The sequence below is a fragment of the Ruminiclostridium sufflavum DSM 19573 genome (assembly GCF_003208175.1).
GTDB classification, from domain to species: domain Bacteria; phylum Bacillota; class Clostridia; order Acetivibrionales; family DSM-1351; genus Ruminiclostridium; species Ruminiclostridium sufflavum.
Genome location: NZ_QKMR01000009.1, coordinates 144,939 through 163,557, shown reverse-complemented (window position 1 = coordinate 163,557; position 18,619 = coordinate 144,939). Strand labels below are relative to the sequence as shown.

Here is an 18,619-nt window from a genome sequence, read left to right as displayed (position 1 = left end):
TATGAACTTTTGCGGTAACCTTTTCCTTTTTCAAGAAATCAGAGCTTTTCAATCTCTATCGCAATAAGATGCTTACAATTTCATTATCGGAGCCAACCCGCATTGGCGGCCCCCATGTACCTGCTCCAGACGTAACTATAAAATGGGGGCTGTCTGAAGCCTTCTGATAATGTCCATAGTCTACAGTAAATATGGCATTTGTTATTAAATTGAACGGAAATATCTGTCCCCTGTGAGTATGTCCTGAAAGTACTAAATCAATCCTGCCGTCATACTGGTCAAGGTTTGCAGGAGTATGGTCCATAACCGCAACAGGCATATTTGTGTCTATCGAAGCTAAAATTTCCTTAGTATCCTTTCTCTTTAATTCCCCAAATCCGCCGTTAGGGGACGAATCTACCCGTCCCAGCAGAACCAGCCTCTCATTAATAATTACATATTCATCATTAAGGAGCTTTATATCGCTTTGCTCAAGGAAGTCAACCATCTCCTTGAAGGTTTTCCCACTGTCATGGTTCCCCAGACTGGCATATACACCATATGCCGTCTTAATACCTCTAAGAAGATTAATTGCTTCATAAGGCTTACTTAAAGCATAATAATCGTCATTGAAAATATCTCCGGCTATACACACAATATCAGGCTTCAAATTATTGATGCCCTGTACTATATCTGCAAGACGCTTTTCGCAATTTACAGCTCCTAAATGTAAATCGCTTATCATGACTATTTTCATATCAGCCGGATAAGCTGTTTTTTTCGCTTGAATGTCATAGGAAATATATTTAATCTGATTCGCGTTATATATGCCATAGCCCACAAAGCAGGCAGCCAGCAAAAGCACAATAAGCCCCTCATAAAAACGAATTCCTTGAAGCGTGGGATTCGGGACAGCCCTTACTATACCTGCAAGAAAAATAATCAAGTCAGCCATAAGGAAAAGCATTAACAAATATATGAAAATACCCATCCAATATGCGCCTGCCCTGCCCATTATCCCCTTAATGCCCGAAGGCAACGGCAGATAGCCAATTATGAGCGATAATGCCACTGCTATATATATACCTGTAAATATTGTTACATTTATATGCGGGAAAAGAAACCTAAGACATTGAAATATTCTTCTTCCAATATAAAAATTAGCACTTCCGTAAAAAGATATCATAACAGCAATACCGAAAACCATGCCTACTGTACTCATTTCAGTCCGTCCTCTCCATGTACATTTTCCCCGATTTTTTTATTCACTTTCAAACTATATTTATTCTGTTCAGTATAATACTTAACTTTATTAATTTCTACAATTATTTTATTTTTAAAACCTTTGAAGCTTTAATTAAAAAAGTTACAATTATATATTTTTATATAATATTTTCTGTTTAACCAAATATTGTTTTAAAAATATTTACAAATAGTTTAATATAGTGTATCATTTGTTATATAAGTGTATTATTTGTGATATAAGTGTATTATTTGTGATATAAGTGTATTATTTGTGATATAAGTGTATTATTTGTATTATAATAGCAATTAATGTAAAAAAACGAAACAGAAGTATTATTTCAGTAAAATACTGAAATAAATCGGGGAAGGAAGGTACAGTTATTGTATAATAAATTTGATTACCCGGAGCTCCTTATATCTGAAAGAAAAGCAACCAATATTAATTCTATGGTACGACTTTTCAGACCTAAACAATGGATTAAAAATATTTTTGTTTTTTTAGCTTTGTTATTCTCGGGAAATATAATTGAACTGTCTCACGTGGTCAATTCCTGTATTGGACTTATTTTATTCTGCTTAATATCAAGTTCAGTTTATATTTTAAATGATTTGCTAGATATCAATGCTGACAGAATTCATCCCATAAAAAAATTTCGTCCCCTTGCTTCAGGAGCAGTATCTAAGGTACAGGCCCTTGTACTGCTGATAATATTGTGTCCCATATCATTAGTACTATCCTTTTGGTTTAATTACAACTTTGCAGCAGTCATATCAGTTTATTTTATTCTTAATGTTTTATATACCATAAAGCTTAAAAAAATAGTAATCGTGGATATTATGGTAATCTCTACAGGATTTGTTCTGAGAGTGATATCTGGATATATAGTTATAAATGAAGAGATATCTCTATGGATTTTACTGTGCATATTTTTCCTTACTATGTTTTTAGGACTGAATAAACGCAAGCAGGAAATACATACGTTAAACAGCAATGCAAAAGAGCACAGAAAAATATTGAATGAATATTCGGTAGAATTAATTAATCAGATTTTACCGATAGTTGCATCCTGCTCTATAATATTCTATTCCTTTTATACCTTTCAAGTCTCAAAAAACATATGGATGGTGCTGACAATACCTTCAGTTATTTATGGAATGTTAAGATACCAATATCTGTCTCTTAAATCAAATGTGGGAGAAAATCCTGAGATAGTGCTGGTTAATGATATCCCATTTATCGTTAATTTTGTTTTATTGGTGTTTATAGCAATAACAATTAAATTCATTAAAGCTTTACCCTTTGCTTTCTCTTAGATGTGAGGTTTTCAATTTAAGGGAGGGAAGGTCAAATAAAATGCAAAATATATTAGGAGGATGAATTAATGAAGGTTTTAAAAAAGTATTTCTGGTTAATATGTCTAGTAATTGGTTTTTCAGGTTTTTTAATTACCTGGTTTTGTCTGCCGCATCAAGGTGCTATTGAAAAAATATGGTGGCTGGTATTCAAGCTGGCAATTTATGGTTTCATTATTTTAAGTATAGCCTTTTTCCCTAACAAGCAAAAGCATGGCTTTCTATTAGTAATACTCCCGTTTTTTGTGTTCTTGGGTTACATAATTCCTAGAATAAGCTATTTTGGTTTTAGTGGAATAGTGCCTGTAAAATATGATGAGGTCGGAGGAGAATTTTACACACTTCTGTATTTGCTGTTATATCCAATGATAAATTTTACAGCCTCTTTTGCATACAGAATGGGTGGAGGAAAGCCGGGTAATGTTATTAAAATATCTGTTACCGGCGTATTAATAATATTTTCAGGCTTTCTTGATTTAATGTGGTATGTTATTAATTCCTCTGCGCTGCCTGATGTATTGCAGTATTCCCACCACATTATTATTTTCTTTGGAAGAATACCTACGTATACTGAAGGAATAATTTTTGCTCTATGCCATATTCCGTTTATAATAGCGGTATTATTACTGCCAATTGATAAGTGGATAGAAAAAATATCAAATAAGCTTACAAGCAGCAATAGCTTTAAATCAATAGATGTGAAATAAGAGGTGCTCTATGTCTTATATAAAAGCAAGTATTGTTATCAATACAAAAGACAGAATTTCCAGACTTCATACAGTGCTAAAGGCACTTGAAGGCCAAGTGGACAATTCTGTTGAAGTAATCTTGGTATTTGACGGCTGCGAGGATGAAACCTTAAATACATATAGTAAAATTAATTTTTCTTATCCTATTACGGAGATAGTATCGAAAAAAAATGTAGGACGTTCAGCTTCAAGAAACCTCGGTGCCAAAAAGGCCAAGGGAGAAATAATAATATTTATTGATGATGACAGGGTTCCCTGCAGGAATTTTGTAAAAATGCATATTGAGGGGCACAAGGAACCCTGCATACTGCTGGGAAACAGAAAAGATATTCATATGATGGAATACAAGCTTGAGAAAATGATGCTTTCACAGGAGGAGCTTTACAGCTTTCTGGATGACATGGAATCAAATGCAACCATTGCATTTGATTCTCATGATAAGCTGCTGAGAAAATTACTTTTTTTCCGGTATAATCCTATTATTTGGATTGTTTTTTATACCGGAAATGTATCGCTGGAGCGTGAAAGCCTTCTTAAAGCCGGACTTTTTGATGAAAACTTCAAAGGATGGGGCTATGAGGATTTAGAACTGGGCTACCGCCTATATAAGCAAAAAATTAAGTTTGTAAAAAGCCATGCCGCGGTAAGCTATCATCTCACCCATGAAATATCTGTTTCAAATATGCTGGAGGAAGCATTAAAGAATCTCAAATATTTTTCGAAAAAGGTTAAAGGCGATATATTAGCTAAACTGGTAATATTTCTTTTGGCAGTTCCATTATATTTAAGAATTTTTCAGAGGTATTTTATACGTACATCGTTTTTAAAAGGAAAGCCTGAAAGCAAAGACACACATTGAAATCCTTAGCCTGAGGAGTTAATGATGAACACTAAAGCTTCAAAAGTATATATGCTCTTTAGGGAAAAAATCTTAGAAAATACTAAATTAAAGCATATCATAAGCAACTCTGATTACAGAGATTTTTTAACCAGTATTAATAGGGTCTTTTTCTTTAAGGTTATTGTTTATTTGATTACGACCATTATAATAGTACTGACTGCAAGAACCCTCACTCCGTCACAATTCGGGCGTACAGGAGTAATCAGCAATATTGCGTATTTACTATTTGTTCCCATGATTTTAGCGGTTCACAGTGCAATGTACAAGTTTCTGCCCGAAAGTGATGCTAAGGACAGGAAGGAACTAATGAGTATAGCTGCTTTAGGCAGCCTTATATCTATTCCTGTATTTTCAATATCATTGCTTTTTATAAATAAACTGATTTTAAAGCAATTCAATATTCCTTTTAATGAATGGCAATTGGCTATCCTGCTTACAATTTTTTTAAGCCTGAGTACAATCAGTGAGTCCTATCTGAGAGGGCATAGAAAGTTCAACTCAATATGCCTTTTTAAGCTTTTTTCGGCTGTTATTAATCTTGTGCTTATAATAATTTGCTTTTTTGTACTTAATATAAAAAGTTTTGAAATCTACGTCTACAGCTTGATAATTTCTCACTTGGTTTTTACAGCCCTTGCCCTGACAAGAGCAAAAATTTTCAAGATATGTAAAATAAGCCTGTCAGGCATTAAAAAGGTTTATATTTATAGCTTTAGCAATATATTGAGTATGTTTCTTGGCGGAGTTACCTTTTCAAGTGATTTATTTTTTGTAAATTATTTTTGCAGCTCTTCAACTGTGGGAGTTTACAATGCATATCAGGGCTTCGTCAAAAATATTTTTTCAGTTTTATTTTATGAAGTATTTCTGGTTGTTTTTTTGCCATTTTTAGCAAAGGCAAATCACAGAGGACTTGTAAAAAGTATCAGGAGATATATTCCGGTTATTATAGCTGCAGTCATGATTGGCTCAGGGCTTTTAACAATAATTTTTATTTTACTGTTCGGGCAGGATTATAAGTTAAACCTTATTTACATAGTCCTTTCCTCGTTAGGCATTGCCTTATATACCATATATCAGATTTATGTATATGTTTATAATATTGAAGGAAGTAAAAGGGCAATGCTTACAGGCCTTTCCACATTAGCAATACTTCCGTTTGCTCTCGGGCTGCAATATTACCTTGTCCGGTTTTATGATATGAAGGGAGCTCTTATAAGTGTGGTATTAACAAACCTTTTATTGATACTGTCCTTAAAAATTGCAAATAGAGGCAGGTAGCTAAACCTTATTTTAAATTTGAAAATGTCGGTAATATATATGCACAAAAAAATACAATTCCAAAAATCAGTTTCGTGAACTAAAGCTGTAAGCCTTTATATTCAACACTTTGCTGATAATAAGAATTGTATTTTTTCATATCATTTTATATTTTTATTCACCGAAATATCTCTTCAAAAGGCCTCTGAAGCCTGCGCCGTGTCTGGCTTCGTCCTTACACATCTCATGAACTGTGTCATGGATCGCATCGTAGTTGAGCTGTTTTGCTCTTGTAGCAAGATCCTTCTTGCCCTGACAGGCACCATGCTCTGCTTCCGCTCTCAACTGAAGATTCTTCTTTGTATCTGGATAAACAACCTCTCCCAGCAGCTCGGCAAACTTTGCAGCATGCTCGGCTTCTTCCCATGCAGCAAGCTTATAGAAAGCTCCTATTTCGGGATAGCCTTCACGTTCAGCCTGTCTTGCCATAGCAAGATACATTCCAACCTCTGTGCATTCTCCCATGAAATTTGCTTTCAAGCCTTCCAATACTTCAGCATCAACACCCTGAGCAACACCTATTCTATGTTCATCTGCAAAAGCAGCTGAAGTTTCCTTCTGTTCAACAAATTTCTCCTTTGGAGCCTTGCATTGAGGGCAATTGTCCGGAGCAGTATCTCCTGAATGTACATAGCCACAAACTGAACAAACAAATTTTTTCATTATCAAATCCTCCTGTAATATATAATAATTTATATTGGTTAGTGTTCTCAACCGCTTATTATTTGGCTTTGCGGCGATGATTATATATATACCCCGGGGAATTATTTTAAAACACATATTTTAAATCCAGACCAAACGGCCCGGAAGTAAAATCAGACTGAAAAGAAAGCTGTTTTTAACGTTAGCAGCCTTTAGCCCGGAACCCAAGCTAACAGATGAATAACCTTCGTTCTCCATCTGTTAATTATTTACCTTTCAGAAAAAAAACACCGTCAGCAAATGAATGGCAAGTCCTGCAAGACCGCCTATTACAGTACCGTTAATCCTTATATACTGCAAATCGGCTCCGACCTGAACCTCAATTTTTTCAACCATGCTATTTGTTTCCCAGCCTTCCATCGTGTCGTATATGAGCTCTCCCACCTTATTTCCGTATTGGGAAACAACACCTTCAATTACATCTGTTACGGCAATATCAATACTCCCTTGAAGAGTATTATTATCATTAATTTCTGCTACAAGCCTGTCTAAAATTGAGCTTAGCCTTTCAGTCAGCCTGCCTTCATCCGACATAACGGAGCTTTTCAAATCAATCACCGCATTAACCAGCCTATCCTGAAGCTCACAGTATAACTCTGAGTTTAAAAGCTGGCTTTTCAGAAGCTCACCCTTTTCGATAAGCTCCTGCGAATTCTGCATATCGTCAAGAAGCTTCGGAAGAGCCGATAGCAGCAGCTTATTGACCTCAACCTCCTCATTTGTGTCAAGCTCATCGGCCTGTGTATATAAAAATTCCAAAATCTTTCTGTAAATAATATCACCTATAAAAGGCATCGTTAAGGTTTTGTTTATTCCCCCTAAAACAAGCATTGTCTTATCCTTATTTTCTCCGATAAAATTATATGTAGAATTCAGCAGCCCTTTAACAATAGGCTTATGGTACCCCGCCTCCAACGCCGGCTTCAAAACCTCCGCCAGCACAGGATATAATTTCAGCTTTTCAATTTTTAAACTAAGCTGACGCTTTATATATTCCTCAAGCTTATTGTCATCGGCAACAGAATCAATAATAGCCGGAAGCCTGCTTGAAACAGCCTTTGCAATTGCAGCCTTGTTTTGCCGGATATAACCGGATATTCTTTCGGAGATATTTATCTTGTCCAGCTTGGCTTTGATAATCTCAGGCGTAAAGAAATTCGATACCACAAAATTTGATAATGCTTTTGCTATCCTCTGCTTATTATTCTGAATAATTGCAGTATGCGGAATTATCCTAAGCCCCAAGGGATGCCTGAATAGTGCTACTACTGCAAACCAGTCCGCAAGAGCTCCTACCATGGAGGCTTCGGCAAAGGCTGCCACAGATGAAAAAAACAAGCCTCTGTCCTCGTATCTTCTGAATATTATAAAAACAACCGCCATTAAAATAAGCAGCGAGGTTGCAATAATTCTCATACTCCTCAGTTTTTTTCTGAGCTTTTCTTCTTCACTTTTATAGCTATTATCCATGTCCATATTTGTCACTGCTCCATAATCATATACAAGCCTTTTCAGCCTGCAAAGCCCTTTATTTCATATTTCTTTGTGTCTTGCGTGCTTTTTAAACCTACCCCTGCCAATTCTGCCTTCTTCTATTCCGCCGGTTCAGCCAATTCTTCCGGCTCTTCTTCCTCTCCAAGCCTGTCCAGCTCAACAAGCTCATCAAGTTCTTTCTCATCTTGACAGCTGATTCTCCTTGAGCTTTCAGCTGCTTCAATTGAAGCTTCACCCATTGACAGGCTTATTTCCTCAAGGACTTCATCCTTTCCGGTTCTCTTTTCTGATGAAAAGGGTATGATTTTTGTGGCTTTATCCAGTTGAAGCACTTTTCTGATATCATTAAGCCTGACATTTATTTGTGATCTTGATATTTTATCAGCCTTTGTCGCAACAATTAAGGACTTCATTCCAAACCCCTTAATCCACTGATGCATAATTATATCATCCTTGCTGGGAGAATGTCTGATATCCACCAGCATTACCACCAATTTCAGGTGATTCTGCTTTCTTGAATACAGATATGTTTCTATAATATTTTCCCATGAAGCCTTCATTTCCTTTGAAACATTTGCAAATCCATATCCCGGCAGATCTACCAGATAGAAATTATTATTAACAATAAAGAAATTGATTTGTCTGGTCTTGCCGGGAGTCTGACCCACCCTTGCGAGATTTTTCCTATTCAGCAGGGTATTTATGATAGAGGATTTACCCACGTTTGACCTGCCTACAAAAGCCACCTCCGGAAATCCTGTCACAGGATACTGGTTTGGCTTTACAGCTGTAATTTCATGTTCTGCATTTTTTATTATCATATCGTTGTTCCTTTCATTTTTTCAAATTGCTGTTATATATGCTGCTGCCCCGATTTTCCAAGCAAAATTTTTTAAACAAAGCATTTGTAAACAAAGCATTTGTATAGTTATAATACTATAATTATATAAATTTTTCCAATAAAATTATTACAATGGTCAGAAGCCATCTATATTTGTACCGTTTATCTTCCTTATATTTATGTTTAATGCATCCAGCAGCCCAGTTATTTTCTTATATTCCATCGGCCTTTTTATTTTTAAAGTAGTTGTCTTTATCAGCTCCTCATAGCTGATAACAAAGTATCTTATTATTTTATACTGGGGCAATTCCTGATTGATATTTTTAATTTCCTTCTGCAAAATATCTGCCAGTACAGAATCCTCCGGCTCAGTACCATACTTTTCCTTTAGTTTATTTTTATCAAGCACAAGCTTTGCACAGACCTGAATATCTCCGTCCGGTGCTGTATTCCCCCAAACAAAGGCTTCCTTTACTTCATCAATATTATTCAGCAGTATTTCATACTCTTCCGGGAACGCCTTTTTGCCGTTATTGAGAACAATCATTGACTTAGCTCTTCCTGTTATGGTTATAAAGCCTTCATCATCTATAATGCCCAAATCCCCGGTATGAAACCAGCCATAGCTGTCTATTGCTTCTTTTGTAGCAGGCTCATCCTCATAATATCCCATCATGACATGGGGGCCCTTTGTAATAATCTCACCCATGCCGTTTTCATCCGGACTGTCTATAGCTACTTCTATACCCTTCATAGGTTGCCCGATAGTACCTGCTTTATTATAAAAATCATTATTTAATGCAACCACAGGTGAAGTCTCTGTGAGGCCATAGCCCTGTATAACATTCAGTCCCAGCATGTCAAACCCGTAAATTATCTCCTTGCCGATGGGAGCAGCACCCGAAACAGCAAGTCTCAGGTCAGGCCCTATCTGTGCCAGAATCTTCTTAAAGAATTTTTTTCTCAAATCTATTCCAATTGACCGCAAGGCACTTGAAAGCTTAGCTGCAGCCAGAACCTGCCTTTCCTTTCCTGACTTTCTTATACCTTCCTGTACCTTTTTATAGACTGCCTCCAAAATTGCCGGCACCACAACAAGTACGGTAACCCTGAACTCCTTTAAATTTTTTGCTATATGCTTTATCCCTTCACTGTATGCAATACACACTCCGTTATTAAGCATAAAAACCATTCCCGCCGAAAGCTCAAAGGTATGATGCAGCGGCAGAACAGACAAATGCACATCCGTTGGATAAACCCTGATAACTGATGTAATAGCGCTGACATTAGAGCATATATTTCTCTGGTTCAGCTTAACTCCTTTTGACATGCTTGTGGTGCCCGAAGTAAAAAGCAGTACAGACAGCTCCTCCTGATTGATTTCAGCATCGGTAAAGCTCTTATCTCCTGAAGCCAGCAGCTTTTTACCCTTCTCCATCAGCTCTTTAATGCTGATAAAATTTTCAGGAGGGTTTCCTTCAAGCCTGTCCATAGAAATAAACTGTGCAATACCTGTATTCCTGCCTGAAAGCTCAAGCATCTCCTTATTAAAGTGATTGCTGTAGAAAACAGCATCAACCTTTCCTCTTCTTATGAGATTTTCAATCTCAAGCTGAGGAAGATGCTTGTCCAATGGAACCGCAATTCCTGTTCCATTTACTATGGAAAAAAAGCTCAAGGCCCATTCATACCTGTTTTCACCTATAATTGCAATTCTTTTGTTTTTCAAGCCCAAGCTGTGCAGTGCTGTACCAAGTGCATCAATTTCTTTACCAAATTCAATATAAGTTTTCTCTGCAACAGCATTATCTCTTTTAAATCTGAATGCAGGCTTACTTTGGAACTTCGCAATGCTATTCCGAATCAATTCCTTAAAGTTTTCAACCTGCATACATTCGTAATAGCCTAAACCGGTTACCGTTTTTCTGCCATTTTTAACGGATAATGCGACTCCTTTTTTCTTCATGAATGTAATCTCCTAAATATTTCGAATCCGGCTAATAATTATAAGAGCATTAATATATAATATTCTATAACCAGTTGTTCAGCAGCGGCAGCACATTTAATTATTACCTGGTAATAATTATTATAATATTATATTTGTATAATATCAATATTAAGAACCAAATTGCAGCATAATTTGACAGATATATAAATATCACCGCTAAGGCCTCAACCGCAATTGACTTCAGTCGCTTCAATAATAAAAACCACACTGAGCAGACTCCTGCCCAATATGGCTTTTATACTTATGTCCTTTAGACTTGTTTAACGTCAGTAAACATGCATAATCCAGTCCTTATGGAACATTATCAGGATGTCTTCTGTTCAAACCAGCCCTGAGGGTGCTTGCATACCGGACAGATTCCGGGTGCATCCGTACCCTGATGTATGTGACCGCAGTTTGTACATAACCACTGCACAGGCTGTTTCTTCTGGTACAGGGTTTGCTGCTCCAAATCAGTCTTGAGCTGGTTAAACTTTTGTTCATGCTCTTTTTCTATATTTGCTATCATCCTGAAGGCTGTCTCTATTGCCGGAAAGTTTTCCTGCTTTGCAACATCCGCAAAAGCAGGATATATAACTGAATGTTCCTCTTTCTCCCCCTCAGCCGATGCTTTTAAATTTGACAGTGTATCACCCAGTTCAAATGGATATCCTGCATTTACATTTACATTGCTTGTTCCGCTGCCCATTCCGTCTGTTAAAAAATCATAAAATACCTTTGCATGAGCAAGCTCATTGCCTGCAATCAGCAAAAACTGCTGCTCAAGAGCTCTATGTCCCTCGTGCTTTGCATATTCCGCAAAAAATAAATACCTGTTTCTTGCCTGTGACTCACCTGCAAACGCTCTTGCAAGGTTCTCAGAAGTCTTTGTTCCCGCTAGCTTTCCCATGAATATCCTCCCTACACAATTTTTATTGGCAAAATATCAAAATATTCCGACTGGAATATTTTGTCCATAAGAAAGCTATTTATTCCATTTTTATTGAACTTTATCAGTGTAGGCGTTAATTTTTACCATACTTGTTACTTTTAAGCTTCATAAAGCCTGATCTATTTATCAAAACCCTTAATAAAGGCTCTTGTTTTCTCATTTGACGGATTATTAAAAACCTCCTCCGGAGTCCCCTCTTCCACTATAACCCCATTATCCATAAAAATGACTCTGTCGGCTACTTCCCTTGCAAAGCCCATTTCATGAGTTACCACCACCATAGTCATGTTCTCCTGTGCAAGCTTTCTTATAACCCTTAAAACCTCCATTGTCAGCTGGGGATCCAGGGCAGAGGTAGGCTCGTCAAAGAACAGGACATCCGGATTCAGTGCAAGAGCCCTTGCTATTGCAACCCTTTGACACTGTCCGCCTGAAAGGTTGCAGGGATATGCATCTGCCTTGTCCTCAAGTCCCATCTTAACCAAAAGCTCCCGGGCAATTTTTCTGGCTTCATCCTTGCTTATTCCTGCCACATTTACAGGCGCATCTGTTATATTTTGCATGACACTGAAATGCGGAAACAAATTAAAGCTTTGAAAAACCAGTCCAAGCTTCAAACGAATTTTTCTTAAATTTTTTTTATCTGCATAAACTGCTTTTCCAGAATCATTAGTAGAAACCATAACTTCATTTTCTACCGTTATCCTGCCCCTATCAATCTTTTCCAGCAGATTTATGCATCTCAGAAGTGTGCTTTTCCCCGAGCCTGACGGTCCGATTATGGCAACCACCTCTCCTTTGTTTACTTGAAAGGATATTCCTTTTAATATGGCATTACCATCAAAGCTCTTATATATATCTGATGCTTCTATCATTTTATACTCCCCCCACTATTTGTAATAATCCAGCTTTTTCTCCGCGAACCTGAAAAATCTTTCTATGACCAGATTCATCACATAATAGAAAGCACCTGCAACAAATAAAGGCCTTACAGATAATATTCTGCTGGATTCCGTCTGGGCTGCCTTAAACATTTCGGCAACACCTATTGCCGTTACCAAAGCGGTATCCTTTACCAAGGTTATCACCTCATTGCTTATTGCTGGCAGTATTCTCTTTACAACCTGCGGAAGCACTATTCTGAAAAACACCTGCATCCTTGTGAACCCCAGAACTTCTCCGGCCTCATATTGTCCTTTGGGTATAGAGTCTATTCCGCCCCTGTATATCTCTGCAAAGTACGCGGCATAATTAAGCGCCAGAGCGACCACCGCTGCGGTAAACCTGTCAATGGTCCTTTCAAAAATATAATAAGGTCCAAAGTATACCACAACCAATTGCAGCATCAACGGCGTGCCTCTCATAACAGAAATATATATGCCGGTAATACCGCTGATTAAAATATTTTTTGACCTTCTGCCGAAAGCAACAATAAGCCCTAAAGGCAGCGCGAAAAGCAAAGTCAGCACAAATAGCTCTATTGATACCAGCATCCCGTTACACAAAAGCGAAATCAGCTTCACAATAAATCCCCTCTCTATTTAAAAAGCTCGGTTTAAAAGGCTGCTGCATAATATTATCACCGCCGTATTCCTGAATTTCTGTTCTGAAACACGAGGTGCAGTGCTATTGTACAACAGCCTTTCAATATAAATTTACAATTTTAACTATTTGCCGATAATTGAAATATCCTTGCCAAACCATTTAGTGGATATTTCAGTGATTTTCCCATCCTTAGCCATTTCCTTCAAGGTGTCATTAATCCTCGTCATAAGCTGTACATCACTTTTTCTGAAGCCTATTCCATACTCTTCCGCTGCAAGGCCTTCATCCAGTACCCTGTATTTTTCGCCCTTCATCTGTATAAAATACCTTGCCACTATTTCATCCATAAGTACAGCATCTACATTTCCTGTCTGCAAATCCATCATACACAAGGTATTGTCCTTTAGCTCAATAACCTCTTTCAGTGAAGCCTTGAAATCTGTCTTGCCCTCCAAGGCAACCTTTGCACTGGAGCCTGACTGCAGCGCCACTGTTTTCCCTGCCAAGTCTTCCTTCTTGCTATAGCTGGAATCTGCCATTACAACAAGCACCTGCTGGTTATTCATATACGGATCTGAAAATAATACCGCTTTTTTTAATTCATCGGTAATAGTCATACCATTCCAGATACAATCAATATTGCCTGTATTAAGCTCCTGATCCTTCGTATCCCAGTTAATAGGCTGAAGCTTCAGCTTAATTCCCAAACGTGATGCAACTTCCTTTGCAAGGTCAATGTCGTATCCGACAATTTCATTATTGTCATCCCTGTAGCCCATAGGAGGGAAGCTGTCATCCAAGCCAAGAACAAGCTCGCCCTTTTCCTTTATCTTATCCCATGACTGATCCGCGGCAGCCGTACCGGACGAACCTGAATCACCTGTGTTTGCCCCTCCGTTATCTGTGCCTCCGCAGCCTGCAAATAAAAATGCCGCTGTTATTGCCACAGCCAATACCTTAACCAGTAATCTTTTTTTCATAATCCCCGCCCCTTTAAAAATAAATATTCTTGTCAGATTCTGTCTACATTTAAAAAACGTTATCGATTTTCTGTCTATATGTATTTTACTTCATAACTTTATTAAAGTAAATTGTTGATTTGCTAAAACAATAATTATATTTAATTAAATTGGCTGAATACCGGGCTTGATATGTATATCCAATTTTTTACTTCCTCAGTTATTTCATTTCAATTTAGCATTTGAAGGATATATTGAGTTTTTCCAGCATAGATTTTATAGTGTCTCTGTTTATTTTTATACAAATTGTGAGAGGTGACAGCTTTGATAAAAACCATAATTATTAATAAGCAGCTATCCAAAATATTAATTTCTTTTTTGCTCATATTATCCCTGCTTGCGGCTTCGACCTTAACTCTTTACCATTACCAGCATCCACAAGCTATCAAGGTATCAACCGATCCGAAAACAGACAAAAAATATATAAAATGGGTTGAATTTAACGCCTCCTACCCGGCAATGGAAAAAGCTCTCAGCTTGGATGTCAAATCTCACACCAAGCCTGTACAGCTTCACTGGGTTGAACTTTTATCCTATCTCGCCGCAAAATACGGCGGAAATTTCAAAAAATACAAATCAAAGGATATGGACGCCTTGGCTGAAAAGCTGAATAACGGAGAAACCATGGAACAGCTGACAGCGCAAATGAAGTATTACAATTACTACTACGAAGCCTACGATGCCATTCTTGGAAATTTTGTGGGCGAGTATGATATACAGACAAAGGACCCTGATAACGAAAACGGCAAGCAATGGGAAAAGAAATACGGCCTGAAAGTTTTCTCTCCCATTGCAAAAGGATACAGCTTCACCCATTATGATGACTTCGGCACAGGACGCACATTCGGGTACGCACGAAAACATCTCGGCAATGACCTAATGGGTTCAATCGGAACGCCTATAATTGCAGTGGAATCCGGAATCATCGAAGTTATGGGGTGGAATATGTACGGCGGCTGGAGAATAGGTATAAGGAGCTTTGATCAGAAAAGGTACTATTATTATGCACATTTAAGAAAAGACAGACCCTTCCATACAGATTTATATGAGGGCAGAATTGTCAAGGCAGGAGATGTAATAGGCTACCTTGGCATGACAGGATACAGCACCCGGGAAAATGTAAATAATATAAAAACTCCTCATCTGCATTTTGGTATGCAGATTATCTTTGACGAATCCCAGAAGGAAGGTGTAAACGAGCTTTGGATTGATGTCTACAGCATCGTAAATCTATTGCAGAAAAGCCGTTCTTCCGTCGTGAAGGATGAAGAAACCAGAGATTACTACAGGGCTTATGATATTATTGAACCAAACAGCGGCTATGATTTTTAGCACTATAAATTTTTGTGACTATATAATTTTTCTGTGAGGTGTCTCCGATGTTTATTATACTGAACAATAAAGCAAAAAGGTATATTGGGGTAGTCATGGCTACAGTGCTGATTTTCTGCTTCTCATTTCTAGTATTATTCTCTGTGTCAAAGTCGGTTTTTAATGATACGCAGACCGGAATACTGTCCGAAGACAAGGTATTAGTCCCCATTGTCATGTATCACAGTATTCTGAAAAAATCCGCCGAAATGGGCAAATACGTTATAACTCCCAGAGAATTTGAAAATGACTTAATCTATCTGAAAAATCATAATTATAAGACAATTAATATGACAGACCTGATAAATTATGTTTACCATAACAGTGAAATACCTCCTAAACCGGTGATAATAACCTTCGATGACGGAAATCTGAACAATTATATCTACGGTAAGCCTCTTCTGGAAAAATATGAAATGAAAGCGGTGATATCCGTTGTAGGCAAGTACAGCGAACAATTTTCAGATACTCTGGCATCAAATATTCCACCCACAAACAATCCCAATTATGCATATGCATCATGGGAGCAGATTAAAGAAATGAGCAGCTCCGGCTATTTTGAAATACAAAATCATACCTATAATCTCCACTCAACAGGAAAAAGGCTGGGAATCAAACGCAAAAAGGGCGAAAACACAGAAGCTTACAAAGACATGCTGAAAGCTGATATAATAAAGCTGCAGGACAAATTGACCGAGGTGACAGGAATAAGGCCGAATACCTTTACATATCCCTTTGGCTATATCAGCAAGGAATCCAAGGAGGTTCTGAAAAGCTTGGATTTCAAAGCAACACTTTCATGTGCGGAAGGCGTAAATATAATAAATAAGGACAAGGAGGATACCCTCTTCGGTCTTAAACGCAACAACCGCCCTCATGGAATTTCCTCGGAAAACTTCTTTGAAAAAATATGCCCTTAGCTGTCACTTTTCTGATTAAAGGTGTATAATAATTGGGTCTACAACAATTATTATACCGGGAGATGAAATTAGTGAGCATATTTGAAGCATTGATGCTTTTGAGCTTTGGCGCAGCCTGGCCCATTCAGCTGTATAAATCATACACTTCCAGAAAAACAGCCGGCAAAAGTATAGCCTTTTCTTATGTGGTTCTATTTGGTTACATATCAGGTATTACGCACAAGCTGCTATACAGCAGGGACATTGTTTTAGGATTATATTTCCTGAACCTTGTCATGGTTCTTTGTGATATGCTTTTATACTACAGGAACAAGCGTATTGAAGCAAGAGAAGCTAATCTTTAAAATAATTTTATATTGCGGAGATACACGCTTTTTTACAGCTGCATATTGACCGGCAGAATATCTTTCGGGTATTTGCCGTTAGAAGCTTGAACCGTGATTAACTCCGCCTTACCGTCTCAGAGTAAAACCTTGAGGCGGTTTTTTTCTGATTTCCGTTAACCAAATCCGCTTAAAATCTATATACTGTATTAAGGAATAAGCGGGAGGTGTATGTCTTTGAAAGATTCTGCCATATCATACATAGTCGAAATACAAAATTTAGGTATGAATTATCAATCACCCAATGGTGAAATTCCCGCTATAGACAATATTACACTGAATATTTCAAAAGGTGAGTTTATTTGCATTGTAGGCCCAAGCGGATGCGGCAAATCAACTCTGCTATCCATAATTGCAGGACTTCTGAAGCCGTCACGAGGCAGTATCCGGATAAACGGAAGCTGTGTCTCTGACACAAGCGCGGAAGTAGGCTATATGCTGCAAAAGGATTACCTTTTTGAATGGAGAACTATTCTTCAAAATGTCATGCTTGGCTTGGAAATCAAAAAGGGTATTTCTAAAAAAAGCAGGGAATACGTGCATAACTTGCTGGACACTTACGGATTAATTGAATTTAAAGATAAATACCCTTCCCAGCTATCGGGGGGAATGCGCCAGCGCGCCGCACTTATACGTACTCTTGCCTTAAATCCCCAGATACTTCTTCTGGATGAAGCCTTTTCCGCCTTGGATTATCAGACAAGGCTCGCAGTAACTGACGACATATACTCAATAATTAAAAAAGAAAACAAAACAGCAATTATGGTTACTCATGATATTGCAGAAAGCATAAGCATGGCAGACAGGGTAGTTGTTTTGACAAACAGGCCGACCACCGTTAAAAGCATTTATGACATATTACTGACCTGCGATGTCAGAACACCCTTCACCAGCCGGGAAGCTCCTGAATTCAGGCACTTTTTCAATACTATCTGGAAGGAGCTTGATGTACATGTCTAAATCAAAAGAATTAAATATTTCAAGTGAAAGACTTGAATATCTGAATTCCATGAGAATCCGAAGGATATCAACCACCGTGACTCAAATTTTCATTCTTCTTGTATTCTTTATACTTTGGGAATTTCTGGCCAGATTTGGATTCATAGATCCTTTTATAACCAGCCAGCCTACAAGAATAGTAAAAACAATCATCAACCTGTATAATGAAGGACAGCTGTTCCATCATATTGCCGTAACCTGTCTGGAAACCTTTACGGGCTTTTTGTCAGGAACAATACTCGGGACAGTAATAGCTGTAATCCTATGGTGGTCAGAATTTCTGTCTGAGGTTTCAGAGCCGTATTTAGTTGTGCTGAACAGTCTGCCAAAAATCGCATTAGGTCCAATCTTTATTGTTTGGTTCGGTGCGGGAACAACCTCTATAATTGTAATTGCACTGGCAGTCTCGCTTATAGTAACAATTCTCGAGGTATTAAACGGCTTTTCGTCAACCGACGAGGAGCAGATCAAGCTGCTTAAAACCTTTGGCGCCAATAGGCTGCAAACCTTCACAAAGGTTGTTTTTCCTTCAAATCTGCCGGTTATAATAAACTCATTAAAAATAAATGTAGGCCTGTCGTGGGTAGGTGTTATCGTGGGAGAATTTCTTGTTTCCAAAGCCGGTCTCGGCTATCTGATTGTTTACGGCGGTCAGGTTTTCAGGCTTGATTTGGTAATGGCAAGTGTGGTTATTCTGTGTATAGCAGCAGGATTAATGTATAAGGCAGTTGTAATTCTCCAAAAGCTGTTGGTCAAGAATCATACAAAAATATAGGTCTGCTTCAAGGCTGTACTAAAATAAAAAAATATCATGAGGAGGAGTTGTTGTGAAAAAAATATGCCTTGTTCTGGCACTGCT

General features: G+C 37.8%; 17 protein-coding genes and 1 pseudogene. 9 read left to right on the top strand and 9 right to left on the bottom strand.

Features of this window, described 5'->3' with window-relative positions; all coding sequences use genetic code 11:
- Positions 1-55: 55 nt before the first annotated feature.
- The gene (locus LY28_RS09310) at positions 56-1,201 is read right to left on the bottom strand and encodes a metallophosphoesterase (RefSeq protein WP_110461906.1); all 1,146 of its coding nucleotides are present in this window, start codon (positions 1,199-1,201) and stop codon (positions 56-58) included.
- Between the two features lie 404 nt (positions 1,202-1,605).
- Here LY28_RS09310 and LY28_RS09305 point away from each other — a divergent pair, with 404 nt between their 5' ends.
- From LY28_RS09305 to LY28_RS09290, 4 genes are all read left to right on the top strand, one after another.
- Entirely contained in the window at positions 1,606-2,538 is a 933-nt protein-coding gene (locus tag LY28_RS09305) for a decaprenyl-phosphate phosphoribosyltransferase (RefSeq protein WP_110461905.1), read from the top strand.
- 68 nt (positions 2,539-2,606) lie between these two features.
- A complete protein-coding gene (locus LY28_RS09300) occupies positions 2,607-3,284 on the top strand; it encodes a hypothetical protein (protein ID WP_110461904.1) in 678 nt (225 codons plus the stop codon).
- Between the two features lie 10 nt (positions 3,285-3,294).
- The gene (locus LY28_RS09295) at positions 3,295-4,185 is read left to right on the top strand and encodes a glycosyltransferase (RefSeq protein WP_110461903.1); all 891 of its coding nucleotides are present in this window, start codon (positions 3,295-3,297) and stop codon (positions 4,183-4,185) included.
- A 21-nt stretch (positions 4,186-4,206) separates the two neighbouring features.
- Positions 4,207-5,508 (top strand): lipopolysaccharide biosynthesis protein, encoded by a 1,302-nt coding sequence (locus tag LY28_RS09290; RefSeq protein WP_110461902.1) that lies wholly within the window; start codon positions 4,207-4,209, stop codon positions 5,506-5,508.
- A gap of 153 nt (positions 5,509-5,661) precedes the next feature.
- Here the strand turns inward: LY28_RS09290 and LY28_RS09285 are convergent, their stop codons facing one another.
- The 8 genes and pseudogenes from LY28_RS09285 to LY28_RS09250 all read right to left on the bottom strand — a co-directional run bounded on the left by LY28_RS09285 (position 5,662) and on the right by LY28_RS09250 (position 14,048).
- Complete coding sequence (locus LY28_RS09285; protein ID WP_110461901.1) at positions 5,662-6,210, bottom strand: NADH peroxidase; 549 nt, start codon at positions 6,208-6,210, stop codon at positions 5,662-5,664.
- Between the two features lie 255 nt (positions 6,211-6,465).
- Entirely contained in the window at positions 6,466-7,725 is a 1,260-nt protein-coding gene (locus tag LY28_RS09280; protein WP_242981200.1) for a DUF445 domain-containing protein, read from the bottom strand.
- Positions 7,726-7,994: 269 nt separating this feature from the next.
- Positions 7,995-8,564, bottom strand: a pseudogene (gene yihA, locus LY28_RS09275) (ribosome biogenesis GTP-binding protein YihA/YsxC); the annotation flags it as partial.
- Between the two features lie 156 nt (positions 8,565-8,720).
- On the bottom strand, positions 8,721-10,550 hold the full coding sequence (locus LY28_RS09270; protein WP_110461899.1) for an AMP-dependent synthetase/ligase: 1,830 nt from the start codon (positions 10,548-10,550) through the stop codon (positions 8,721-8,723).
- A gap of 346 nt (positions 10,551-10,896) precedes the next feature.
- Positions 10,897-11,481: a rubrerythrin gene (rbr, locus tag LY28_RS09265; RefSeq protein WP_110461898.1), complete on the bottom strand. Its 585-nt coding sequence runs from the start codon at positions 11,479-11,481 to the stop codon at positions 10,897-10,899.
- 161 nt (positions 11,482-11,642) lie between these two features.
- On the bottom strand, positions 11,643-12,398 hold the full coding sequence (locus LY28_RS09260) for an amino acid ABC transporter ATP-binding protein (RefSeq protein WP_110461897.1): 756 nt from the start codon (positions 12,396-12,398) through the stop codon (positions 11,643-11,645).
- 15 nt (positions 12,399-12,413) lie between these two features.
- Positions 12,414-13,046 (bottom strand): amino acid ABC transporter permease, encoded by a 633-nt coding sequence (locus tag LY28_RS09255; protein WP_110461896.1) that lies wholly within the window; start codon positions 13,044-13,046, stop codon positions 12,414-12,416.
- 144 nt (positions 13,047-13,190) lie between these two features.
- Positions 13,191-14,048 (bottom strand): amino acid ABC transporter substrate-binding protein, encoded by an 858-nt coding sequence (locus LY28_RS09250; RefSeq protein WP_110461895.1) that lies wholly within the window; start codon positions 14,046-14,048, stop codon positions 13,191-13,193.
- A 303-nt stretch (positions 14,049-14,351) separates the two neighbouring features.
- Between LY28_RS09250 and LY28_RS09245 the strand changes: the two genes are divergently transcribed.
- The 5 genes from LY28_RS09245 to LY28_RS09225 all read left to right on the top strand — a co-directional run bounded on the left by LY28_RS09245 (position 14,352) and on the right by LY28_RS09225 (position 18,535).
- Complete coding sequence (locus tag LY28_RS09245) at positions 14,352-15,419, top strand: M23 family metallopeptidase (RefSeq protein ID WP_242981199.1); 1,068 nt, start codon at positions 14,352-14,354, stop codon at positions 15,417-15,419.
- 47 nt (positions 15,420-15,466) lie between these two features.
- Positions 15,467-16,378, top strand: a complete 912-nt coding sequence (locus LY28_RS09240; protein ID WP_110461894.1) for a polysaccharide deacetylase family protein — start codon at positions 15,467-15,469, stop codon at positions 16,376-16,378.
- 71 nt (positions 16,379-16,449) lie between these two features.
- Positions 16,450-16,722: a hypothetical protein gene (locus LY28_RS09235; RefSeq protein ID WP_110461893.1), complete on the top strand. Its 273-nt coding sequence runs from the start codon at positions 16,450-16,452 to the stop codon at positions 16,720-16,722.
- Positions 16,723-16,953: 231 nt separating this feature from the next.
- Positions 16,954-17,721, top strand: a complete 768-nt coding sequence (locus LY28_RS09230; RefSeq protein ID WP_110461924.1) for an ABC transporter ATP-binding protein — start codon at positions 16,954-16,956, stop codon at positions 17,719-17,721.
- Positions 17,714-18,535: an ABC transporter permease gene (locus LY28_RS09225; RefSeq protein WP_110461892.1), complete on the top strand. Its 822-nt coding sequence runs from the start codon at positions 17,714-17,716 to the stop codon at positions 18,533-18,535. The genes LY28_RS09230 and LY28_RS09225 overlap by 8 nt, the downstream gene beginning before the upstream one ends.
- Positions 18,536-18,619: the final 84 nt, after the last annotated feature.